Origin of the sequence: Breznakia sp. PF5-3 (genome assembly GCF_029504745.1) — a bacterium.
Classification (GTDB): domain Bacteria; phylum Bacillota_I; class Bacilli_A; order Erysipelotrichales; family Erysipelotrichaceae; genus Breznakia.
In genome coordinates, this window is record NZ_JAQFIQ010000011.1 from 16,109 (window position 1) to 40,444 (window position 24,336).

A 24,336-nucleotide genomic window follows, 5' to 3' on the forward strand; every position below is an offset into this window, starting at 1 on the left:
TTTTTATAGTTTTACTTCAAAGACACTGCCTACTTTTTCGCATCCTTGTTTTTCGTAATATGGATCTACATCACTTGTTACATAGATGGTTTCTTTAGGATAAGCATCACAGATAGTTTTCATCAGTTTGCGTCCATAGTCTTTTCCACGATGTTTCTTACTAACAAGTAAGTCAAAGATATAAATCCCATATCCATCATCTTCTTTACAGCGGATATATCCACTTATCACATCATCAATGAGTAAGACATAGGCAATGGAATGTTCCATTGCTTTTGCATATTTATCAGGATGTTCATAATAGTCAGCCCATTCTTCACTTTCTTCACGCATTAAGTGGAAAAGTGCTGCTTGGTCTTGTTGCTTATATTTTCGTATCATATTAACTCCTTTATGGTTGTTTTATTTTTCGTTTGCTAGAACTAAAGATGAAATTACTATCACGATATTTTGCTACGGTTCTACGAGCGATGTGAATTCCTTCTTCTTCCAACATTAAGCGAAGTTGTTCATCGCTTAATGGCTTGGTTTTATCTTCTTGTTCAATCATTTCTTTAATTCGTTTCTTGATATGATTTTGCGAATGCTCTTCACTACCACCACTAGATAAAAATGAATTTAATAAGTAATACTTATTTTCAAATTCACAGCTTTTGTTGCTAAGTGCACGACTAACGGTTGAAATACTAACGCCAACATTGTCGGCAATCATTTTCAAGGTACACTTTTTTAAATCTTTGTGGTAGAGAAAGAACTCTTTTTGAATATCACAGATACTTTGCATGATTTGAGTAAGGGTGACATTACGGCGTTGTAAATAGTTCATTAGCATATTTACTTGGGCACGTTGTTCTTTCATAATCGTTTTCATTTCTGAGCTATCTTCTTCATTTACATAAACTTTTAAATCATCATTTAGAAGTTGAATCTTAATCTGTTCATGTTCAACACTAATTTTAAATTCAGGATTTGCATATTGAGCTTCACTGCTGTAATTCGCAGCAGGTTTTGGATTTAGTGTTTTAATGAAAGAGATGGCATCTAAGATGGTTTCTTCATCTAATTTTGTATGAGCTTTGATTCCATCAAGATTACTAGTCGCAATTTCTTCTAAATAATCACATAGTAGAAGTGCAGAGTGGGAAATCTTTTTTGGTGAAAGAATACATTGTAGTTTTAAACATTCTTCTAAAGTGAAAGCAAAACAACCATAAGGTTCACATTTACGTAAAATGGTTAGATTGCGTTTATATTCTTTATCATCTGTGGGAATCATCATTCGTAAGTCTGTTTTTGAAGGTTTAAAATATCCATTGCTATCAAGATTGGCAAGGAATATTTCACAAATATTAATATCTGGATTTTCTTTACTAAAACGTAATTGATCCATGATTTCATCATAGAGTGAAAGCTGGGTATGATCATAGTTTAAAAAAGCATCACTATCTTCATCACGTGAAGAGTAAAAACCAAGAAACGGAGAATTAGAAATTTGGCTTTTGATATAGGTAAAAAGCTCATCATTGTTTAATTCTAAGATCTTAAGTGATGCAGCTTTTGATGTATTAAATGCTTTTGTTTGCTTTAATTGCTGTTTTAGTTTTAATTGTTGCTTCATATACTCTTATTATAGCAGTTTTATTTGGGAAAAAGACAGTAAAGCAGCTTTTTGAAAATAGATATTATTTAAAGGTTAGTTTGATATTTACAATTTCTGCATTACTACCAATACGCATGGGGATACCCCAAGTACCTGCTCCAGAGCTTGTGATTAGAGGATAGGGTTCTTTATCGAAACCATAGCCATTTTTATATACCAATGGAACAATAAAGTTAGCAGGGAAGATTTGACCATTGTGAGTATGACCAGATAATTGTAAATCAATTGCATCATATTCATCCACAATTGGTTGATGGTCTAAAACAATTATTGGCTTTGATACATCAATGTCTTTTAATAGGGTCGATAGAGATTTACGGTTTTTATGTTTACGGATATCCAAGCGACCAACAATTGTAAATGCATTCTCAATGGTAATACTCTCATCTTCTAAAATATGAATATTACTTTGTTTTAAAATGTTGTTGTAGCGACTTTGGCTTTCACTATAAAATTCATGATTTCCATAAATATAATAACTTCCATATGTTGCTTTCATTTGCTTGAAGTAGGGAATAGATGATTGTAATTGTTGTTTACTAGTATTTTCATCAAATATATCACCACCATATAAAATAATATCTGGATGTATAGAATTTACTTTATCAACGATGTTCTTTAATTCATCATGATGGATAGAATTACCTAGATGAAGATCACTTATATAAATAATGTTTAAAGCATCTTGTTTACTTTGTTTTTCAATTTGATAAGTATATGTAGTCACCTTGATTTGCTTTGCATGGATATTTCCATAAATTGAAACAATAATAGAAATACATACACATAAAAACATATATCGTTTTGCTTGAAAGATAGAGAAAGTACGTCTTTGTTTACGATAGATGAAATGTAAGATATCACCAAGGATAAAAAACAGAAAAGAAAAAATAATCAAAGCTAAATAAATCCCTGTGGTAAATAAAACGGTTTGCATCAACCATGAAGTTGTTTCAATGATTGAAAGGTGAACAAAGCGTAAGACAAAGATAATTTGTAAAGTGATGAAAGCGATATAGATTCCATAGTACATCATAGAGTGTCGCTTACATAAGCGGGTATATTTATTAGCTGTATATAACGTTATTAGTAACAATACAAATAACGTTCCTAATTTGAATAAAAACATAAAAACTCCTTTTTCCTATAGTAACATAAAAGAAAAACTGTTTTACAACAGTTTTACTTACATTCTCCACCTTGAACTTCTTTGAAATTCTTTTTTGCTGCTTTTAAGCTAACATATTTCTTGTCGCCATCTTCTTTGATGATTGCTTCAGAAATAATACCTTCTTGAACAAGGTCATCCAATTTACCTTCATCTAAATCAATGTCGATTGAGATGGTCATCTTATCATCCGTTACTTTCGTCGTTGGTGTTACACCTTTGATTTTACCTAGACCTTCTTTAGATGTTTTCGCAAAAGTTTTTGCTTCTTTTTTGGTAATGCCTGATGCTTCTAAATCAAAGGCTACCGTTTGTTTGATTGCAACAACTTCATCATCTTTTGCCTCGTATTCATTAACGTACATATCGTCGTTGAATGAACAAGTTGTTGTCTTTGTATTACTTCCACAAGCTGCGACAAAGAATAAAGAGACAAAAAGTAATTTTATAATATTTTTCTTCATACTATTCTCCTTCTGTACTATTATACCAAAAAAAATTGAATTGTATAATTATTTTTTATGTGTGGAAGCGGGTTAAGAAGGCTTTTGTTCGTTCATTCTTTGGAGCATGAAAAACTTCTTCAGGAGTTCCTTCTTCGGCAATGACACCTTGATCCATGAAGATAACACGGTTGGATACATCTTTAGCAAATTGCATCTCATGGGTAACAATGGCCATGGTTAAACCTTCTTTTGCTAGATCTTTCATAATCTTTAAAACATCACCAACCATTTCAGGATCTAAAGCACTGGTTGGTTCATCAAAAAGTAATACTTCAGGTTCCATGCAAAGCGCTCTAGCAATTGCTACACGTTGTTTTTGACCACCAGATAGTTGAACACTACCAGCATTGGCAAATTGCTTCATACCTACTTTATCTAAGTAATAGAGGGCTTTTTCTTTTGCTTCTGCTTTACTTCGTTTTAATACTTTTACTTGCCCAATCATACAATTTTCTAAAACGGTTTTGTTGTTGAAGAGATTAAAACTTTGAAATACCATTCCTACATGAGTACGCAATTCATTTACTTCAATTTCATCTTCAATAATATTTTTACCATGAAATAATATTTCTCCATGATCTGGTTTTTCTAATAAGTTGATACAACGTAATAACGTTGACTTACCACTTCCACTTGCTCCAATAATCGTAATCACTTCACCTTTATCAATATGAAAGTTAATATCCTTTAATACTTTTAATTTATCAAAATGTTTTTCTAAATGGTTAATCGTAATAATTGTTTCAGCCATATTATGCTTCCTCGCTTTCGATATTTTGGGGTACATGATTTAATCGTTTTTCAACAAAATTCAAAATCAATGTTGCAACCGAAGTTAAAAGTAAATAAATAATACTTGTGATAAAGAATGTTTCTGTAAATAACATCACACTTCCAGCTACTGATGAAGATTGGAAATATAATTCAATAAGACCAATTACATTCAACATACTACTATCTTTGATATTTACGATTAATTGATTTCCAATTGAAGGGAAAGAGTTTTTAATCGCTTGCGGAAGAATGATATTAAACATCGTTTGTGTATTGTTCATTCCAATACTACGTGCTCCTTCACTTTGTCCACGATCCACTGCCTGAATACCAGAGCGGATAATCTCTGCCATATAAGCACCTGTATTGATGGAAATAATTACAATTCCAGCAGTCAATGCATTCCAGTGGAGGATTGGTCTAAAGATAGAATATAAGAAGATTGCTTGTACCATCATAGGAGTTCCTCTAAAAATCCATACATAAAGACTTACAAAACCATGGGCAATTCTTTTTAATCCTTTAACAAGGGTACTATCTTTGTCATCTACTTCTACTGCACGAACTCCACCAAGGATTAAACCAATGATAAGACCACATAAGGTACCAACAATGGATAACAATAAAGTAATTTGAATTCCATATAAGAATAGTGACCAGTTGTTTTCAAAAATCCATCCAACTTTACCAAAGAAGTTTGTTGGAACTCCTTCTTTTGGTTGTAGTTTTGTGGATAATTTCATCATTTCACTACGATCAGCTGCTGATATTTTATCTAAGGAAGCTTGGACATCGTTAAAGAACTTTGTACCTCGTGTACCATCTTTTAAACCAATGGAAACAGATGTATCCACATTGAATCCTTTTCCTTTAGCAAAGGTAGTAATGGCTAAATCATCGTTGGTTTCAAGAACTCCTTCAGCTACTGGCATTTCGGCTGTAATCCCATCTACTTCTTTGTTTTGTAACGCCAAAAGCATTTCTGGATACGTCGCTTTTGGAGTAGCATGATCAACGCCTTTAATCTGATCGATGATTTCATCATAAGTTGTATTTTTTTGTCCGATTACGGTTTTACCACTAAAATCTTGAATCGATGAAGCTTTTTCCTCAGCACTGTCTTTACGAACAATCATAACCATTTCAGATTCATAATATGGTGTTGTAAAGTCAATTCCATTTTCACGCTCATCATTGGCTGTCATACCAGCGATGATGGCATCGATTTCACCAGATTCAAGCGCTGGTTGTAAACCATCCCATGATAATTTCTTAATCACCAGTTCACGATCTAAATCATCGGCAATCTTTTGGGAAATCATAACATCATACCCATCACAGTACCCAGCGCTACCAATCGCTACCGCACTCTCTGTTTCGGTGTTTGTCTGCCAGTTGAATGGTGCATAATTACATTCCATTCCAACCGTGAAAGTTTCTTGTTTCTTTTCTGCTGCTACAAGTTGTATGAATCCTGTAAAGAGAATCCCACAAACAAGTAAAACTTTTGTTAGCTTTTTCATTTCTATTCCTCCCAATCATTAAAAAACGTCAATAAGAACCCACTCTTATTGACGTTATCAACCTCATTTAAGATAGTGCTCCTACAAAATGTAGACAGTGCTATAGATATTCTCTATAGTCCCACAACTCATATATGCCTATGTGAATCATTCGGCAGATAACTCCTAAGTAATGTGTCTAACGAATGCCTTCTTCACATCACGTCTTAGTATCTGCGCCTCTATCGATATTTAATTGTTAGGTTTATTATAGCAGTTAATGAAAATAGTGCAAGGATTTCAATGGTAATGAGAAAACTTAGATTTTATGAATATGTCTTTGTATTTTTAGTATCTGAGAAATTGTGTACATATTCATGGAAAAAAATGATGATAAATGATATTATAATAACGTTTATAAAACGAAGGAGATAACAATGGCAGATAAGATTATTGTGTTAGACTTTGGTAGTCAATATAATCAGTTAATAGCTCGAAGAATACGAGAGTTTGGTGTTTATAGTGAATTGCATTCACATGAGATGACACTAGCAGAAATAAAAGCTTTGGGTGATGTAAAAGGGATTATTTTTAGTGGTGGTCCCAATAGTGTATATGATGAAGATGCGTTTAAGTGTGATCCAGCAATTTATGATTCAGGGATTCCGATTTTAGGAATTTGTTATGGAATGCAAATGACCCATTTCATGAACGGAGGAAGTGTAAAAGCTTGTGCTTCTAAAGAGTATGGAAGAACCGAAATAGAGATTGAAACAGGTTCTTTATTGTTTAAAGGATTGCCTAAAAAACAAGTTGTTTGGATGTCACATGGAGATCAAGTATCAAGTTTAGCTAATGGTTTTCAAAAAGATGCTTTCAGTGATACATGTGTGTTTGCAGCTACTAGTAATCCAGAAAAACAAATCTATACATTGCAGTTCCATCCAGAAGTAAGACATTCTGAGTATGGGAATGATATTTTAAAAAACTTTGTATTTGAAGTTTGTAAAGCAAAAAATAACTGGTCAATGCATGATTTTATCGATGTGGAAATAAAGAAGATTCGTGAACAAGTAGGAAATGATAAGGTGTTGCTTGCCTTAAGTGGAGGAGTAGATTCATCGGTTGTTGCAGCACTGTTGCATAAAGCAATTGGTGATCAATTGTATTGTATGTTTATTGATCATGGATTGTTGCGTAAGGGCGAAGCAGAAAGCGTTATGGAGATGTTTGGGAAAGAGATGAATATTAACCTTACCAAAATAGATGCCCGTGAGAGGTTCTTATCTAAGCTTAAGGGAGTAAGTGACCCTGAACAAAAAAGAAAGATTATAGGTAATGAGTTTGTGTATACATTTGATGAAGAAGTAAAGAAGCTTGTAGCTGGTGAAGATATTAAATGGTTAGCACAAGGAACTCTGTATACTGATGTAATTGAATCAGGAACAAAAACAGCTCAAACAATTAAATCACATCATAATGTTGGTGGTTTACCAGAAGATATGCAATTTAAGTTGATTGAGCCATTGAATACATTATTTAAAGATGAAGTTCGTGAACTAGGAAGTGAGTTAGGTTTACCTGAATCAATGGTTTGGAGACAACCATTCCCAGGACCAGGACTTGGGATTCGAGTATTAGGAGAAATAACCGAAGCGAAACTTGAAATCGTAAGAGATTCAGATTTAATCTTAAGAGAAGAAATAGCAAAAGCTGGACTTGAAAGAGATATTTGGCAATACTTTACATGTCTTCCAGATATTCGCTCTGTTGGTGTCATGGGGGATCAAAGAACATACGATTATACAGTTGCAGTTAGAGCAGTTACTTCGATTGATGGAATGACATCAGATTGGGCTAAGATTCCTTATGAGGTATTAGATGCTATATCTAGAAGAATTGTAAATGAGGTGGTTCATGTGAATAGGGTAGTGTATGACATTACAAGTAAACCTCCTTCAACGATAGAGTGGGAGTAGAAAAAGCCAATTTTTAAGTTAAATAGGAGTCTATAATATGAAAAAATGTAGAAATGACACCGAACGACGAAGTTTCGGATTAGTATGTCAGAGACTCTCTAATTTAAGGGATTATGTGAATTGTACTATTAACAATGGAGAGCTAAATGACTAGAAGAGATAACGATACAAGGTTATAAGAATATAAGCATTTATAAAGTTAGCAGAAGAAGATTTGAAATAATTGAATTATTTTAATATGGTATAATAAAGCAAATGAAAATTGAGGAGGACAGAAAATGGAAACAGAAAATTTTGAAGTGTTAGAAGAAGAACAACAACCATATTCTAATGACGATTTATATAATATAAGCTCATGGGGAGCAGATTTAACGTTTAGAGAACTTATTCAAATGTACGACGAGGGCGATTTGATTAAGCCGGAGTTACAGAGAAAGTATGTTTGGACCAAGGATGAAGCAAGTCGTTTTATAGACTCCATTTTATTAGGACTGCCAGTTCCAAGTATTTTTTTAGCTGTTGATGATGATGAAAGAAGATTAATTGTTGATGGATATCAACGTATAATGAGTGCTCGTGATTATGTGCGAGGTGTTTTTACATCAGATGAAAAATTATTTAGATTATCGGATAAGGAAATTATTAATTCTAGGTGGCGTGGGAAAAGCTTTGAAGAACTTGAAGCTGAAGAAAAAAGAAGGATAAGAACTACAACAATTCATGCAATTATATTTGAGCAAAAATATCCTAATAACGATACAGGAATGTATCAAATATTTGAAAGAATAAATACAAGTGGAAAAACTCTTAAACCGCAAGAAATTAGAAATTGTGTTTATCAAGGGAGTTTCAATGAACTATTGTTTGAATTGAATAGATTGTCAGTTTGGAGAACAATTGTTGGGTCTGAAAAAGAAGATCCAAGAATGTACGATATGGAGCTTATACTACGTTTCTTTGCTATTTGTGACATAAAAAATAGTGATGAGTTTCAAGAAAAGCAGATAAACTTAACTAAATTTTTGAATGTTTACATGGGCAAAAACAAAAATTTGAATGACGATTCATCAACAGCTTTAAAAAATCGTTTTTTATGTGTAATGACGATTGCTAGAGAATTATTTGGTCAGAGTGTTTTCAGAAGGTATAATGAGAAAACTTCAAAGTTTGCTAAGTCGATTCACCCCATTACTTTTGAGGCTATATCAGTAAGTATTTATTTTGCTCATAAAGAGGGATACGATTTTAATTCAATTGATAACTATTCCGAAAGATATCACGAATTATTGCAAAATGATGCTTTCATTGATGCTACTAGTGTAAGGACAACTAATGTAGAGAACATTAAGCAAAGAATTAAAATTGCTTTAAAAATATTATTTGGTATGGAATATGACTGGGGAAATTAATAATGCTTTCAATGATGTAGATAACGAGCTGAAAAATATTAGAAAATACATAAATAAAAATAAATTTGATGTTAATACAAAATATCTCATATCATATGCGGTTGTTAGAGCATGTGGTACAATAGAGACTGTTTACAAAAAACTCGTTCATGATTTTTTGACTGATGGAGCGAAACCTGAAACAGGTCAATATTTATCGAAAATAATCATCGATAGCTCAAGTAATCCTAAAACAGGGAATATAGAAAAAATGTTAACTGATATAAATTCTAAACTATGTAATGATTTTAAAAGTAGAATTAGCAACCAGGAAAAATCTGACCTAAACTCATTAGTTCAGAATAGAAATGACTTTGCTCATGGAAGAACAGTTACTATTTCGATAGAAATAGTAATAAAGTATTTTGCATCATCAAAAAAAATTATAGTTGACTTAAAAGAAACACTAGATAAAATAGTGTGATAGCAATTTGATAACAATCAATAATAGTGTAACGAATATTAAAGAATATAAAATGGTGTATAACATCATAAACTCGTTTATATCCATTCAATATACTATAATATTAATTGGAAGGAAGTAATATAAAAGTTTTATTTTTAAGCGTTATTTAACTTCAAAGTGGAACACCTAGGTAGTTATGATTATTTACTTAAATGCAGGTGATTCTAACTCCCCATTTTTATTTTGCAAATCAGTTCATGATATGCAAAAAACAGTAGGAATGACATTAAAAGAGGAGTTGCAAAGTTTCGTGTAGGAGCATTAGAGAATATTTTGTTTAGTGAGTTGTGTGAACTTTGTTACAAGCAATGTAGAGTAAAAGGATTAGAAGAGGTTACATTGAAAGTGTTTATGTCAAGTGAAAAGTACCCCACCGTTGCCGTTGAAAAAGGGACCACTACGTTTAAAAAAGAACCCATATCATATGGATTAATGGCTTCTTTTTTATAAGATTAGATTATTCTATTTTTGATTATTATCCACACCTAACCAATCTTGTGTCTTTTTGATTCGATAGCTTTCTCCACGCATATCTATAACGTGTGACTTATAAGCTAGTCTGTCAATAATCGCACCAGTTAGCACTGGATCCTTAAATGTTTCTTCCCATCTATCGAAAGCTAAATTTGTAGTGATGATAATGCTCCCTTTATCATTTCGGTTAGAAAGCAGATTGAAGAGCATTTCGCTTCCATCCTTATCAAAGGATACATATCCTAGTTCATCTAATATCACCAAATCATATTTTTCGAATCTACGTTTAAATAATGTCATTTGACTAAGGCTATATGCTTCCTTCATTTCTGTCACTAAATTTGGAACACTGGAAAATAATACAGTATGCCCTTTCGTACACGCTTCTATGCCAAGTGCTACTGCATAATGTGTTTTGCCTGTTCCTGGATTACCTATCAATATGATATTCTCTTTCCGTTTTATAAATGACAGATCAGTAAGCGTTTTTAGCTTTTCTTTTACCTCTGCTTTATATGGTTTGAATTCAAAGTCCACTATGTATTTTTTGTTAGTGAATCGTGCTCGTTGTATTCTTTTTGTAATTCCTGTTTCTGCTCGTAAGTCTATTTCATTTTGCAGTAATTCCTCTATAACTTCTTCAATTTCTAATCCTCTCTGCTTTGCTTCTTCAATAAATTGTTTGTGATTATGCCGTGTATACGGTAATCGCAAATCATATGCTAATGTTTCAATTGACATGTTTCTTCTCCTTCCTTTTCTTGCTGTAAACCAAACATTTGATTCAGTTTTATTAACTCCGTTTTTACTGCATCCTTTACTTCATTTGATTTGCTAACCATGACTTTATTCGTTGCTTTATTTACCAGTAAATCTGGTAGTTCACTAATGTGTTTGTCTGTGTTTTTTAATAATATCTCTATGAATTCTCTTTCATTTTGTTTAAAATAGGTTTGATAGATGGATAATAACTGTGGGCATTGCTTCAGTGCCAATGAATGCTTTAAGGCCCCCGGTTTGTTGCGTAATGTCTTTAGATAATGTTGTAATTCTAATTGATATTGACCAACTCCATCTATTTTTTTATGCGATTCAACATAGTTATTATTTGCATAGATATCATAATGATCATGATACTTCTTTACTTTAACGTTTTTCCCAACTAAGTAATCAGGGACAGAATAGTGGTTGTTATCCAAACATACGCAACTATATTTATCCACTTTAGATTCCACGAGTACTGCTAATTCATAGGGTACTTTGTATCCTCTTAAACATTTCTTTTCTTCTTCAATTTTACAGTTTTGATTCATCATCATTAGTCCTTCATGTAAATGTTCTTGTGCATGCTCCAGAGAAGTAAACTTGTACTTTTTTGTAAATAGTCGCTTCCTTATAATTTCTACCGTTCTCTCAACACTCCCTTTTTCATTTCCTGCGTATGCATTCGTTGTAGTGATATCAAAGCCATAATAGAGTGACATTTGAATCAATTGCGGATTCAGCTCCTTTTTATGACCAATGAATTTAGATACAACATTGCGCATGTTGTCATAAACAACTTCTGCATATACTCCTTTCACCATTTTAAAGAAACGAACATGTGAATCCAAGAAGATATCCATTTTTTGATTCTTATATAAGTATCCCCACCGAAAACCACTAGCAGGGGCTGCAAAAGTAGCTAAGTGATATTTCACAACTTCTCCATTGATATATAGTTTAACTTCTCCAAAATCATATTCAACTCGCTCTCCATACTCATAGTCTTGACGAATGAAAGCTTCCTGTGCCTTTTCAATAATAGTTTTCCAGTAAGACATCATCGTTCGATAAGTAATATCAAACCCTTCATCAGTAATCATCTCATGCACACGACAACCATCAAGTTGCTGCTTGTGAGTCTTACCAAGAAGATTTGTTTTTTTCACTTCACCTTTCGCAATTTCTTCAAGTCGTCGAAGCAAGTGTGCTGTCATCTTCCGTGGTTTTCGGTTTGTGCTATCATATGATTTTACTTCAACTATGGTACGTATGATTTCATCTTTTTCTTCATTTGTTAGTTCCTCACTTTCTAATAGTTTTTGATTTGCATCGTATTCCTTACAAGTTCGCGTAATCGTTTTTCTGTTAATTCCTGTTTCCCTTTCAATGAATCGATAGTATTTCCCTTGTAAGTGCAACATAATAATTTCTCGTTTCTTCATTAATTTCGTCACTCCTTCACCTCCGGATTTTATTATTTCATAGTCCAGAGTATAAAAAAACAAGTGGTCCCTTTTTCAACGGCAACATACCGTGAAAATGGTCCACTTTTAAATTACAACAAACAGAAAGACTATAAATTTTCTTGTGATTATTTTTTGAAGTATGCAGGAAAGGGATTGGTATGTTTAGAAATCAATCAGGAATTAATTGATGATTATATACTTCACCATAAAGAAAAAGTTAGTGATGAATCAGTAAACTCTTATCAGTTTAAGATATCTCCTGTTATCCATTATGGCTACGATAGAGGCTCCATAAGAGATGAAATAACTAAACTAGGAGAAGATAAAAGAGGTTTATACAGGCTATGAGCTAAAACTATTATTAAAGAAACCAAAGAAGAAAAGTTTTGCTCAGTATAGAACCTAGGTAATTATCAATATTTTGATTTCTACAGGAATTAGAGCAAAGAAATTAAGAGAGTTATTAGTGTCAAGTATTGATTTGGAGAATAAAGTAATTTGTTTACCACATACAAAGAATAAAAAGGGTACTTACCTATAATTTTAACACTAAATGATTAGGATATTTTAAAAAAGTTGAATTATCCGAAAGGTATGGAAAAGGTAAAGTAAAACTATTAATTGATGAATTAAGAGAAAATGGACAACTTAAAGAAGGTACTGGTATTGAAAAAGAAGAAAACGATTTAGTAAATGTTGTGGGTAATATTATTGGAGAAGTTGAAGTAGTGGAAAGAGAAAATAAAAATGGAGGACCATTCAAAGTAGCGACTTCTCTATTGTGTCAAATGATGAAAACGGAGAGAAGTTTTATACAAATTGCTTTGCCTATGGAGAAAATGCGATATTTCAAAAAATTTAAAGCAAGGAAATTCTGTAAAAGCGTTTGGTCAAGTTAGAACTTCAATGGATGACGATGGTAAAGTTTATAGTAATATAAAAGTATTGCTTTCAAAGCTTTCAAAAGCAAAAGAACAGATGGAGCTCGTGGAAGAAAAAAAAGAATCTGTTCTTGGTGCTATCAAGAAATATAAGGTTGAAGAAAAAGGAAAGAATCTAAGAAAAAAGAAACATCAAAAGAAACTGAAAGATAAGATGCGTTGGTGTGGTCTTATAACTGCACCGATATTTTTTTGTATGAAAGTTCGAGAAAACGTAATAATATACTGTGAAAAGTGAATATATTATGCTATAATGTAACAGACTAATTTTGAAATAGAGTAAGGATGGAGGTTGCTATGTCAAAATTAAGCTATAAAAAGTTATTTAAAATATTGATAGATATTGATATGACAAACGCAGAACTTATGGATAAAGCAAAAATCAGCAAGAGTACATTTTATAAAATGAAAAATGGTGAAAACATTACCACTGACGTATTACTTCGAGTTTGTGATGTGTTGAAATGTGATGTTTCTGATATTGTTGAATGTGTGGAGGTAAAAAAATGTTAAAAGTAGCTACAGGTTTTAGTGGAATTGGTGCTTTTGAACAAGCTTTAAAAAGATTGAATATAGACCATGAGATTCTATTCGCTTGTGATAATGGAGAAAGATACTTAGATTTAGATAAAGATGAAATTATTGAAAATTATGATTTAAAAAAATATGACACATTCGAAGATTATATAAGAGATTTATATGATAAAACTGGAAAAGAAAACAATGTTAAGAAATCATATTTTGCAAATTATGATATTGATGAAAATAAATGGTATGAAGACATTAGGTTTATGGATGTAAAACAGTATAAGGATCAAATTGATATTTTTGTTGGAGGTAGTCCTTGTCAAAGCTTTTCTACATATGGTTTTAGGCGTGGCTTAGAAGATACTAGAGGAACTCTTTTCTATGATTACGCAAGAATTATACAAGACACTCACCCAAAAGTTTTTATTTTTGAAAATGTTACTGGTCTATTAAATCATGACAATGGTAAAACTTGGGAAATAATAAAAAGTACATTTTTGGAGTTAGATTATGATATAAAAATGGAAATATTGAATGCTAAAGATTACAATTTGCCGCAACTTAGAAGAAGAGTATTTGTAGTTGGAATAAAAAAAGAATTCGACATTAAAGATTTTACATTCCCAAAGAAGGTTGAATTAACAAGAAATAGTTCTATGTTCCTTGATAAACATGTGGATAATAAATACTATTTGGGTGAAAAAGGATTTAAATTCGTTACTGACCCGTCTCGAAATGGCAGACGAGCAAGAGTGAATCAGGAAGTGATTGGATGCCAAACAGCAAATCAGCAATTTAATTGGGTAGGTGATTTCAGGGTAGAAAAACCAACAAAAGGTCAACTTGAGGATGATAAAATATATAAAGGTATGTACGAAGGGGAAATATCAGTGGCAAGGAAGATGACACCGAATGAGCTTTTACGCTTAATGGGATTTGAAAAATTTAATATTGTAGTTCCAGATAAAGTTATTTGGAGACAAACTGGAAATTCAATAGCAGTCGATGTTTTAATGGCATTAGTAAAAGAAATACTCGACCAAGTAGATTTGATATAGGAGGATGTGAGATATGAATGAAAGTCTTAACGATTGGTATATAGATCGAGCTAGTAATGTATATGTCGATGGATTTGAAGATATGCTAATCTTTTTTTATAAAAACTGTAAAGAGAAAATTAGTAGTTCTAGTTTATCCAATTTAATAACTTTAGATAATAAGCTTAAATTTTCTAAAGGCAACCCAAATGCAACATTAACACACTATAGAGATATTGGGGTATTAAACAAAGAGAATAAAATAGGTTCATCGGCAAGTGAGTTTGTCAATGGAAAACTTGATTTATCTTCACTTATAATTGATTTGTTTTTTAGACGATTTTCGAAAAAACAACATACTAGTAAGGTTGTCCGTCCTTTTGTTGTTATATGTAAATTTTTTGATATTTTATTCAAAATGGAAATTGATAAAGATGATGTATTTTTAAATAGTAGAGAATGTATAAAATATTTGTATCTTATAAATGAGTATGCTGAACTAGATTTTGAGTATGTTGAAGATATGCTTTCTAATCGAATATATGATGCAAAAAATAATAAAATAGGTAGCTATGAATTTAAATCCAATGAGGCAACTAATATAAATATATGGTTTAATGCTCTAAGGGAAACTCCATTATTTTTGCCAGTAGATGGAAACAAGGAAAATTTATTCCCTAATGTTGATCAAAGAGAATTTTTTGCATTTGTAGCAGCCAATGGAGAATTTGTATCAAGTAAAAAAATTGAAAACAGTGAAGATTTATATAATTATTATTGTAACAAAAATTTTGGAATTACAGAAATATTGCCTAGGGTTATTTTAAAAGAGGCAAAAATTACAGATGAAAAAGAAATAGAAAAAATATTTGATTATTTATTCGGTTATAAAATGTTTAAAGATTTTGAGTATTTTAGATATTTCAAATACCCTTGTTTTGGAGTGTATTTTCCTTTTATTTCAGTCCCTCAAATTGCTATTAGACAAATAGATTATGATAATCCTAATATTGGTAATAGTTTGTATCAATATTTGAGAGATTATAAGAAAGTAATACAAAGAAGGGAGAATTCAATGAGCAATTTGTTGGCAGATAATTCTAGTGTATTTAATGATATTAAATGTAATAAATTGGATTACAATATTCAAAATTTATATTTTGGTGCTCCAGGTACAGGTAAAAGTCATAGAGTTGATGAACTTATAATGGAATGTTATCCAGATGTTAAAATCAAAGATAATCCATTTGTGTTCAAAACAACTATATATTTAGATTATTCTTACTATAACTTTATAGGAAATATTATGCCTACTTCCCAAAATGGTGAAATTGGATATGATTTTAAGGCTGGTGTTTTTACACAATCACTTGCAAGAGCTTGTGAGTATAAGGATAAAGAAATATTTTTGATTGTTGAAGAAATGTCTAGAGGAAATATAGCAAGTATATTTGGAGATGTATTCCAATTGTTAGATCGTGATGAGAATGGTAATAGTGAATACTCTATAAATAATGATTTAATTTCAAAACATTTGGATGATGAAGAAATAAACATTGGAAATAAAATCTATTTACCTAGAAATTTCCACATTATGGGCACTGTAAACACAAGCGATCAAAATGTAAATGTTATAGATACAGCATTTAAACGAAGGTTTGAATTCATCTATGTTGATGTAAGCCCTGTCTACAATGCTGATAGAACTTTAAAGAATACATATAAATTTAAATTAGCTGATAAAGAATTTGAATGGAATAACTTATATATGGCTTTAAATGAATTAATCACAACTAAAATGGAGCTGAGCGAAGATAAGCAAATTGGGCAGTTTTTTATAAAATTCAACAATTATCAGAATGATGAACAGAAATTTAAAGCAATACAAAATAAATTATTACATTATTTATGGGATGATGTTCAAGGAGCAAGTATCTCAGATGAATATTCGATATTTGATAAAAATTATAAGACTTTCTCATTACTATATAAAGATTTTGAAGGAAAGAAAAATGTATTTAGTGAAGAATTGATTGCTTTATATGATAAACAATCATTATAGAGGTAGAACTATGAATCAACAGAAAATAGAAATAATTAATGATGGTCATACTGTTGATGAAGAATTCGTGAATTCATGGGAAATTCTTGATTATTGTGATCAGTATAATGGTAAGATAACAATATCGTTTGTAGGAGTAATAATTAAAAATAAGAACATTTTATTTTCTTTTCCAAAATATTATAAAGTTGCAGAAATAAAAGAAGAACAAAAATTCTGCATGGAGCAAATATTATATATTCTATCAAAGAATAAAGCTACTTATGGAAGTTTTGATAAAGGCTTAAAAGGAGAATTCCCAGTAAAATCTTATCATGATATCTTAAATTATTATAAAAAATATGGATTATATTTATCGAATGAAAGTTATTTTAAAAATGGTTACGAAGGCAATGTGGATTGGAGCGGAACAATAAATAAGTCTAATAAATTAGTTCAAAAAAATGGTGTGATTTTCTTTCCTTTTGTAATAAAGAAAACTAGAAATAAAAGTGTTTTTATAAGTGAGTGTATGGGCTATGTATTAGCAGATGCGAGTAATTATAGCGATTTCATCACAACTATATTTCCTTATGAATATGAAAATAAAAATCCTATGTTTAGAAATTTAAGATATATAATAAGTGAATTGAAAAAGATGCGTAATCTTTATTTCAAAGACATCGAAAAGAAACTCATCAATAATCTAATCAATTATCTTGAATGGAAAAGCAGATCTAAAGATAATGTTAGGTTATTGACTCTCAAATTTGAAAATTATTGGGAAACAATGATTAACGAATATCTTAATGATAGATTTGTTAAAATTCGTAATGACCAAATTGTTTGGGGAAAATCAAAAGGTGTTATATTTTGTAAACCTGATAAGGAACATGTAGAAAGCAATGAAACGGTCAAAAAAGCAAAGAATAGAAATCTATATAAAATACAATATGATCATTTTTCGCTCGACAATAAAAATAAAAAGGTATTAATTTTTGATTCAAAGTATTTTAATAACGAAGTGAATAAGTTAAATTATAAACAATTATTTTACCATTACAATTTAATGAAACAGTACAAAGGTTACACAATCTATAATGGATTGTTAATCCCTGCTAATAAAGAATACTATACAAAGGTTCATATTGATAGGGTAGACTTAGACGGAGTAAGAATTATAGAGCACTATATAAATCTTAATGATGTTTTAAATCATTATTTAAAGAAAATATAAACAGAGATAAATTTGTTTGGAAGCATAAGAATGGGAAATGTAACAGTTTGGTTGACAAATAGTTAAGATATATGGGATTAAATAAAAAATCAATAAGGCACTTCATGAAAAGAATAAACGATAATAAAGCATACTAAAACACATCGAGAGTGTAAAATATTTTGTGTAACTCATTAGCCTATTGGAAAATTTTCAATGGTCATTTATTAAGACATAATCGTTTACGACTTATACTAGCGTAAGCGACATAAATTACACATTGATAAATTAGGCTTTATAGTATATAATTCTCGTTATAGGGCAAAAGGGATATCAAATATTAATAATATGAGTAAGGGCAATATTTATATTTTGAATAAATATTGCTTTTTTGTGTGTTTATAATTTATATATTTGCTAAAAAATTATGGAGGAAAAAATGAAAAAAATAATAGAAAAAATAAAAATAAGTGGGGGAAGAAGTTTCCTTATTACTCTACTAGTATGTGTGGCAGTAGTATTTTTGCTATATTTGATTGCAGTATTAATTTCTTTTGACGAGAATAGCAGAACTTCTTCAAACACAGCGTTATTGAAAATATTCATATTTACTATATCTTCTTTTTCATGTGTAATAATAACTTTTGGATTGCATGTGTTAAGTGAGAAAATAAAAATAGACTTTAAGTCTTTTACCTCTACAGTAAAAAAAATGTTATTTAATGAATATAAGAACTTAGTAATTTTGGTACCGCTTTTGTTTTCAATACCATCATTCATTATGTTAATTTACTTATGCTCTAAAGTAGATACAAATTATTATTTGTATACGATTTACATAATATTTACCCATTTTATTTTATGTGTCGTAGGAATGGATTTTTTGCATTTTAGACGACTTTCAGAAAAAATATTACAAATAAAAAAACAAGAGAAGCCAATTAGTAATTCTTTGTTAAGCAAATTAAGGCAAGGTTTCAGTTCGTTTATATACTTTCTATTTTTTCAATTAAAAGCATATTTTAGATTTTGTGTTTTATTATTATTAGTAGTAATGTTTTTTTTGTATTGTTTTTATAATAGGTTAGCTAATGATTTATCCAGCGGATGGAGTGAGTATTTTTTTGCTACATTAATTATGATTATATTGATGTACATAATTATCTATCTTTTTAGCATTCGTAAGCATCCACCATTAAAGCATCAATTGGAAAAAATGCCTATAAAAGGATTTAATATTGATATTGATACACTTAAAAATGAACCTATTTATGTAATGGAAATCAGTAAAGAATCTAATCCTTACTTATTTGAGGTTAATGTAGACTCACTTTTTGGTGAAAATGCAGTAGATAGAAACCTACACATAGAAGGAGCATATCAACCTTCATATATCGACAATGCCAACAATGGAGAAATAAAGGTTAATGATAAAATATTACTTTTATGTGATATAAATGAGAGTGAAAAGCATAATATTATTAGATTAAAAATACATTTATCATATAAAAATCAAAATTACCAAAATAGAAAATGCTCATCTTTTCTAAAAAAAAGAAATTATGAATATAAATATTATGAAATTTTATTGGGATTTACTATATATTCCACATTGTTGATCCCTTCCGAGAAGTATCAAGTGGAATTTAAAAAACATAGTTTCAAGAGGAAAAGTATCAATCAAAAAATAGCAATGCTTAATAAGGGTGAAGTTGATGATAAGTATTTATTTAGAAAATTGATACTTAACTCAATTTCTAAAATTTATTATTTTAATGATTTGAGCAATACAATCGATTTAAATAAAAAAGTATTAGACAATCGTAAAGTTTTGCTCCATGATAGTTCTTTTGGAATGGGAAAAACTACCTATGATGTAATGTCTATTGTTAATCAAGAAAAGATTCCAATTGTTGTTTCTCCATGGGAATCAAATTTTGATCATGATATATTATATTTGATATTTGACTCAGTCAGAACAGAAACTTCAACAAAGAAATTTTCAACTTTTAGAGATGGCATTATGTTCTTTTATCTTATTGTCACTGCAATATATCCATTTTTTGTTGATCACTTTACAACGGTTTTTACTAATACAGTGGAAATAGTTAGTGAAGCATTTGTAATGTTTTTTAATTTAGAAAAATTCGAAATATATAGGATTATTTCAAGAAAATTTGATGAGATAATATCTGCGTTGCATAGAGTTATGCCATTTATCATAGGAATAGTGATGTATTTTGTAATAATACTTATAGCAAGATGGATATTTAAAAAAATTATACCTAGTTTGATAATTTTTAAAAAAGATTATACGAAGATTTATAAGACTTTTTTCATTGATTCAATTATGGAAATGTTAAGCAAAAATCCAAACTATATCTTATTAGTGGAAGACGTTGATAGATTGGAAAATAATGCACAAAACGAAACTTTCAGAATTTTAAGCTCCATTAATACACTACTTCCAAAATATTCAGAATTATTTTGTCTTCTATCTTATGATACAAAGGAAGCAGATAGTCCTAACAAAATTGATTATAAAGTGATAAATAATAAAATCATTTATAGAAAATGGGGAGAAAAGTATGAAAAAGAACAATCTATGAAAAAGTATATATCATTTATTTTTAATATGATTGCTTTGTTATATGAACACAATGAGGGGTATAGTGTTCAAATAAATAAATTGGAGGAAGAAGTAAAAAATAGTGGTGATGAAAGTGGGATTAATTTTCGAGATATACACTCAATTTTACAAGCTATTTTAAATGATCTTGACGAAAAAGGTACTTTGGATTTGTCAGTTGATGAAATGAAAAATATAATGGATATTCATATTGATAAGTATATTGCATCTAATTAGTAAAATTATTATGTATGATAGGATTCAGAGATTAATGATGAAAAGGAGTAAGAAAATTTCTTCTTATTCAATAATCTAATTCCTTTTTGATCATGTTTGAAAAATTTCTATGCTATAATATATTGATAAAAACTATACATTTAAAAATAATAAGGAGGAGGGACTATGGAATCAAACCCAAGAAAATTACTAGATGAATTCATTCCAGAGGCAATGGGAAAGCAATTTGTCATTCCTGTTTATCAGCGAAAATATACGTGGACAGTGAAAAAGCAGTTAGTACAATTAATGAAAGATTTGCTTGATCTCATTAATGATGAAACAAAACAGAAACAGCATTTTTTAGGCACAGTTGTGTATCTTGAAAATGTCGTTGAGTATAAAACAGAACGATCAATAGTGGATGGACAACAACGATTGGTAACGATGTTTTTAATTGCTCATGCTATGAAATCAATAGCTGATAATGAATACCGTTCAAGGGAGATTGATGAAACATATTTACAGAATTTTGCTGAATCAGAAGGAAGTAGATATCGTCAGCGACTATATCCATCAGTAGCAGATGGAAATGATTATCTTATTATAGCTGAAAGTAGGTATGATGAAATTGACAATAACAATAGGAGTAATATTGTCCAAAATTTTCTATATTTGCAAGAAGAGTTAAAGAAGTTAGTTGAGGAATATACTTTTGATCGTGTTTTATATGCTTTGAAGAGATTTTCAATTGTTTATATCAAATTAGATGACCGAGATAATGCCCAACAAATTTTTGAAAGTATTAATTCAACTGGAGAAAGACTTACCGCATCAGATTTGATTCGTAATTTTATCATGATGGATAAGTCAAACGAAGAACAAACTATTCTCTATAATAAGTATTGGCGCAGACTTGAAGAAATATTTGATAACTCAAAGGGAATGGAAGATTTTTTTAGATATTATCTTGCAGCTATCACTGGTGAATATTCAGCAAAGCATGTTCTTTATCAAGCATTTAAAAACTATTGGCATGAAGAGAGTAATCTATCGACTGATGCAGAGTTACTACAAAAGCTTGTTAGATATTCAGATTATTTTGATAAACTTTATTATCAAGCGCCTGCTGGAAAATATGCGGAAATTTTAAGTGATTTCCAAAATATGGAAAGTATGATGCCTGCTCCATTTGTATTAGGACTCTCAGAATGGTATTATCACGATGAAAAAATAACTGAAGATCAATTTTATTCAGTTATTAAAATAGTAAATAATTATCAAATTCGTAGATATTTTAATGGAGATGATACAAGCAGAGTTTCAAAGGCTTTCCCTTCATATCTAAAAAATGTAAGAAAATATGCTGAAGTAAATGGGTTTGATAATATTGCTGATATTGTAATTTATGTATTAGTTACGAGAAATCAATCTAATAATATGGCTCTTCCTTCAGATAAGGCATTGAAATCTAATTTGATTAATGCGAATGCATACTCAATGAGGCTATTACGGTGGTTACTTGAAAAAATAGAAAATAGAGATAATAGTGCAAAATTAGATATGAATAATTTATCAATTGAACATATTATGCCACAAACTAGTACCCCATATTGGGAAGAAAAAGCAGGTGTTAATGGGGAGGAATATACAGGTCTAGTGAATACAATAGGAAACTTAACATTGGTGACGAAACCTGATAATTCAGCAGCAGGAAACAAGGATTTTGAAACTAAAAAGAAGATTTTTGAAGATACACTTCATATTCATATGAATAAGAATTTATATGATATGGATGAGTGGACGTTCAACACCATTTTAAAAAGAAGTAATAATTTTGTTGATGAATTAATTGAAATGTACCCATACCTTCGTTCTGAAACAGATTACAATGATGGAGGAAATAGAATAATCTTCCTTGAAGCACAAGGAATTAAGGCAACAGGATATTTAAATGAAGATGAAACGGTTGTTATCTATTCAGGCTCTGAAATCTATTCAAAAATAAAAGATATAGGTTCAGACTCACTTGGTGAAACTAGGCAGGAGCTTTTAGATAATGGAATTATAGAAGAAACAATCGGAGGTCTACAATTTGCACAAGATTATATCGCTTCATCTGTTTCAAATGCAGCAGATTTATTGCTTGGTGGAAGTAGAAACGGCTGGACCTATTGGAAGGATGAAAATGGCAAAAGCATCGATGAATTATTTCGAAAAAATGGAAGACAATAATAAGAAATAGGAAGAATCAGTTTCGTTTTATAATGAAATGAATAATCTTTTTTCTTGGTAAAAGGAGGGAAACAATGGAAAAGGAAGCAACAATTTTAGTGGGGAATGGTTTTAATTTTTTTATTAGTAATTATGTTAATAATTCTTATTATTATGAAGAAATTATAAAAAAATTAAAAACTTCATTAATTTATCACAGCGAGGAAAAGTTAAAAGAAATTTTAGAAAACATACAATGTGTTTTAAAGGAATATTGTTCTTTACTTGATGGGATAACATTATCAACTGATTATAATAAAACAGGAGAATATTTATTACAACAATTATCAGATTTTTGCGATAAGATAAATGATCCTTCTGGATTGGTATCTATTGAAAAAGCAATATGTGAGAAAATAAAAAAGGATATGTATACAAGTGAGAAAGATTCGAATATTCAAAGCATACCAGTTACAATCAGAACCATTTTCAAATATTATAATGAGTATTTTTCAGAAAAGTTTGTGGAGCTTATGAAAAATCAAGAAATAGCAAAAACGAATGTAATAACTACGAATTATGATGGTATTGTAGAAGAGGTGTTTAAAAAGAGTTTAAGAGGAAAAACAATACATGAGATAAATTATATTCCTCTACATGGGGAGTACTATAATAAAAATATTATTTGCTCAGCACCAGCATTTAAAGAGGGGAAAATTAATTCTGATTTATTAAATCAACTAGATGATGGATTAAATAAGTCAGAAATAATAATTCTGTTTGGTATTGGATTAACATCAGATCCGCATATATTGAAGCGGCTTAATGAAGTCTATGAAAAGAAAATTATAATTATTGATGCTTGCCGCGAGCAATATTTGCAACGAAATTATTATCTATCAGATTCAGAAAAATTAGGGTTTGATTTTCTGTTTAATAATTCAATTTATTTCATTAATACAGGAAAGCCTACATTTACCAATGATTATATGGAAAAGCCAATAGAAACACCTATTCAATTATTGAATAAGTTATCGAATATTTTAAATAATCAAATGAAAGGATAAATCATTTGAGGATAATAGTTTTTTAGGCACATTTTTTGCTCTATTACTATGTTAATATTATATATCATAGTGATATGGCAAACAAAAAAAGGAACATTTGTTCCTTTGTAATTGAAATTGGTTGTCAGCACAACCGTCATTTAATGACATTTAAGTAAAAACTTTATTTTAACTTGATATGTAATTTTGAATAGTACCAAAACTTGGTACATGCAAATATTAACATACACATGGTTATT

General features: G+C 30.1%; 20 protein-coding genes, 1 pseudogene and 1 riboswitch. Of the genes and pseudogenes, 12 read left to right on the forward strand and 9 right to left on the reverse strand.

Annotation, left to right across the window (positions count from 1 at the left end):
• Window positions 1–3: 3 nt before the first annotated feature.
• From M2475_RS04020 to M2475_RS04050, 7 genes and pseudogenes are all read right to left on the reverse strand, one after another.
• The gene (locus M2475_RS04020; RefSeq protein WP_277489738.1) at window positions 4–381 is read right to left on the reverse strand and encodes a GNAT family N-acetyltransferase; all 378 of its coding nucleotides are present in this window, start codon (window positions 379–381) and stop codon (window positions 4–6) included.
• Between the two features lie 10 nt (window positions 382–391).
• A complete protein-coding gene (locus M2475_RS04025; protein WP_277489739.1) occupies window positions 392–1,618 on the reverse strand; it encodes a LacI family DNA-binding transcriptional regulator in 1,227 nt (408 codons plus the stop codon).
• Between the two features lie 64 nt (window positions 1,619–1,682).
• Window positions 1,683–2,789 carry a metallophosphoesterase gene (locus tag M2475_RS04030; protein WP_277489740.1) on the reverse strand — a complete coding sequence of 369 codons (1,107 nt, stop codon included), beginning with the start codon at window positions 2,787–2,789 and terminating at the stop codon, window positions 1,683–1,685.
• A 53-nt stretch (window positions 2,790–2,842) separates the two neighbouring features.
• On the reverse strand, window positions 2,843–3,292 hold the full coding sequence (locus M2475_RS04035; protein ID WP_277489742.1) for a DUF1307 domain-containing protein: 450 nt from the start codon (window positions 3,290–3,292) through the stop codon (window positions 2,843–2,845).
• A gap of 55 nt (window positions 3,293–3,347) precedes the next feature.
• Complete coding sequence (locus M2475_RS04040; RefSeq protein WP_277489744.1) at window positions 3,348–4,085, reverse strand: amino acid ABC transporter ATP-binding protein; 738 nt, start codon at window positions 4,083–4,085, stop codon at window positions 3,348–3,350.
• 1 nt (window position 4,086) lies between these two features.
• The gene (locus tag M2475_RS04045) at window positions 4,087–4,782 is read right to left on the reverse strand and encodes an amino acid ABC transporter permease (RefSeq protein ID WP_277489780.1); all 696 of its coding nucleotides are present in this window, start codon (window positions 4,780–4,782) and stop codon (window positions 4,087–4,089) included.
• 39 nt (window positions 4,783–4,821) lie between these two features.
• A pseudogene (locus M2475_RS04050) lies at window positions 4,822–5,631 on the reverse strand (transporter substrate-binding domain-containing protein); the annotation flags it as partial.
• Window positions 5,632–5,696: 65 nt separating this feature from the next.
• Window positions 5,697–5,863, reverse strand: a riboswitch (Lysine riboswitch).
• Window positions 5,864–6,047: 184 nt separating this feature from the next.
• On the opposite strand from M2475_RS04050, the gene guaA reads away from it, so the two are divergent.
• The 3 genes from guaA to M2475_RS04065 all read left to right on the forward strand — a co-directional run bounded on the left by guaA (window position 6,048) and on the right by M2475_RS04065 (window position 9,461).
• Window positions 6,048–7,589: a glutamine-hydrolyzing GMP synthase gene (guaA, locus tag M2475_RS04055; protein ID WP_277489745.1), complete on the forward strand. Its 1,542-nt coding sequence runs from the start codon at window positions 6,048–6,050 to the stop codon at window positions 7,587–7,589.
• Window positions 7,590–7,867: 278 nt separating this feature from the next.
• Entirely contained in the window at window positions 7,868–8,998 is a 1,131-nt protein-coding gene (locus tag M2475_RS04060; protein WP_277489746.1) for a DUF262 domain-containing protein, read from the forward strand.
• Window positions 8,982–9,461, forward strand: a complete 480-nt coding sequence (locus M2475_RS04065) for a HEPN domain-containing protein (protein ID WP_277489747.1) — start codon at window positions 8,982–8,984, stop codon at window positions 9,459–9,461. The genes M2475_RS04060 and M2475_RS04065 overlap by 17 nt, the downstream gene beginning before the upstream one ends.
• 504 nt (window positions 9,462–9,965) lie before the next feature.
• Here M2475_RS04065 and istB read toward each other — a convergent pair.
• Window positions 9,966–10,718, reverse strand: a complete 753-nt coding sequence (istB, locus tag M2475_RS04070) for an IS21-like element helper ATPase IstB (protein ID WP_277489748.1) — start codon at window positions 10,716–10,718, stop codon at window positions 9,966–9,968.
• Complete coding sequence (istA, locus tag M2475_RS04075) at window positions 10,700–12,196, reverse strand: IS21 family transposase (RefSeq protein ID WP_277489749.1); 1,497 nt, start codon at window positions 12,194–12,196, stop codon at window positions 10,700–10,702. Before istA ends, istB begins: the two co-directional genes overlap by 19 nt.
• A gap of 51 nt (window positions 12,197–12,247) precedes the next feature.
• On the opposite strand from istA, the gene M2475_RS04080 reads away from it, so the two are divergent.
• The 9 genes from M2475_RS04080 (at window position 12,248) to M2475_RS04120 (ending at window position 24,097) form a co-directional block, all read left to right on the forward strand.
• Window positions 12,248–12,556 (forward strand): phage integrase SAM-like domain-containing protein, encoded by a 309-nt coding sequence (locus tag M2475_RS04080; protein ID WP_277489751.1) that lies wholly within the window; start codon window positions 12,248–12,250, stop codon window positions 12,554–12,556.
• 471 nt (window positions 12,557–13,027) lie between these two features.
• Window positions 13,028–13,387 (forward strand): hypothetical protein, encoded by a 360-nt coding sequence (locus M2475_RS04085; protein ID WP_277489753.1) that lies wholly within the window; start codon window positions 13,028–13,030, stop codon window positions 13,385–13,387.
• A gap of 59 nt (window positions 13,388–13,446) precedes the next feature.
• Window positions 13,447–13,662 (forward strand): helix-turn-helix transcriptional regulator, encoded by a 216-nt coding sequence (locus M2475_RS04090; protein WP_277489755.1) that lies wholly within the window; start codon window positions 13,447–13,449, stop codon window positions 13,660–13,662.
• Complete coding sequence (gene dcm / locus M2475_RS04095; protein WP_277489756.1) at window positions 13,656–14,735, forward strand: DNA (cytosine-5-)-methyltransferase; 1,080 nt, start codon at window positions 13,656–13,658, stop codon at window positions 14,733–14,735. The genes M2475_RS04090 and dcm overlap by 7 nt, the downstream gene beginning before the upstream one ends.
• A gap of 13 nt (window positions 14,736–14,748) precedes the next feature.
• Window positions 14,749–16,776 (forward strand): hypothetical protein, encoded by a 2,028-nt coding sequence (locus tag M2475_RS04100; RefSeq protein WP_277489757.1) that lies wholly within the window; start codon window positions 14,749–14,751, stop codon window positions 16,774–16,776.
• Window positions 16,777–16,786: 10 nt separating this feature from the next.
• Window positions 16,787–17,992, forward strand: a complete 1,206-nt coding sequence (locus M2475_RS04105; RefSeq protein ID WP_277489759.1) for an LlaJI family restriction endonuclease — start codon at window positions 16,787–16,789, stop codon at window positions 17,990–17,992.
• A 418-nt stretch (window positions 17,993–18,410) separates the two neighbouring features.
• Window positions 18,411–20,837: a hypothetical protein gene (locus M2475_RS04110; protein ID WP_277489760.1), complete on the forward strand. Its 2,427-nt coding sequence runs from the start codon at window positions 18,411–18,413 to the stop codon at window positions 20,835–20,837.
• 165 nt (window positions 20,838–21,002) lie between these two features.
• The gene (locus M2475_RS04115; RefSeq protein ID WP_277489761.1) at window positions 21,003–23,051 is read left to right on the forward strand and encodes a DUF4357 domain-containing protein; all 2,049 of its coding nucleotides are present in this window, start codon (window positions 21,003–21,005) and stop codon (window positions 23,049–23,051) included.
• Between the two features lie 74 nt (window positions 23,052–23,125).
• Window positions 23,126–24,097, forward strand: coding sequence for a hypothetical protein (locus M2475_RS04120; RefSeq protein WP_277489763.1), 972 nt, complete (start codon window positions 23,126–23,128; stop codon window positions 24,095–24,097).
• Window positions 24,098–24,336: the final 239 nt, after the last annotated feature.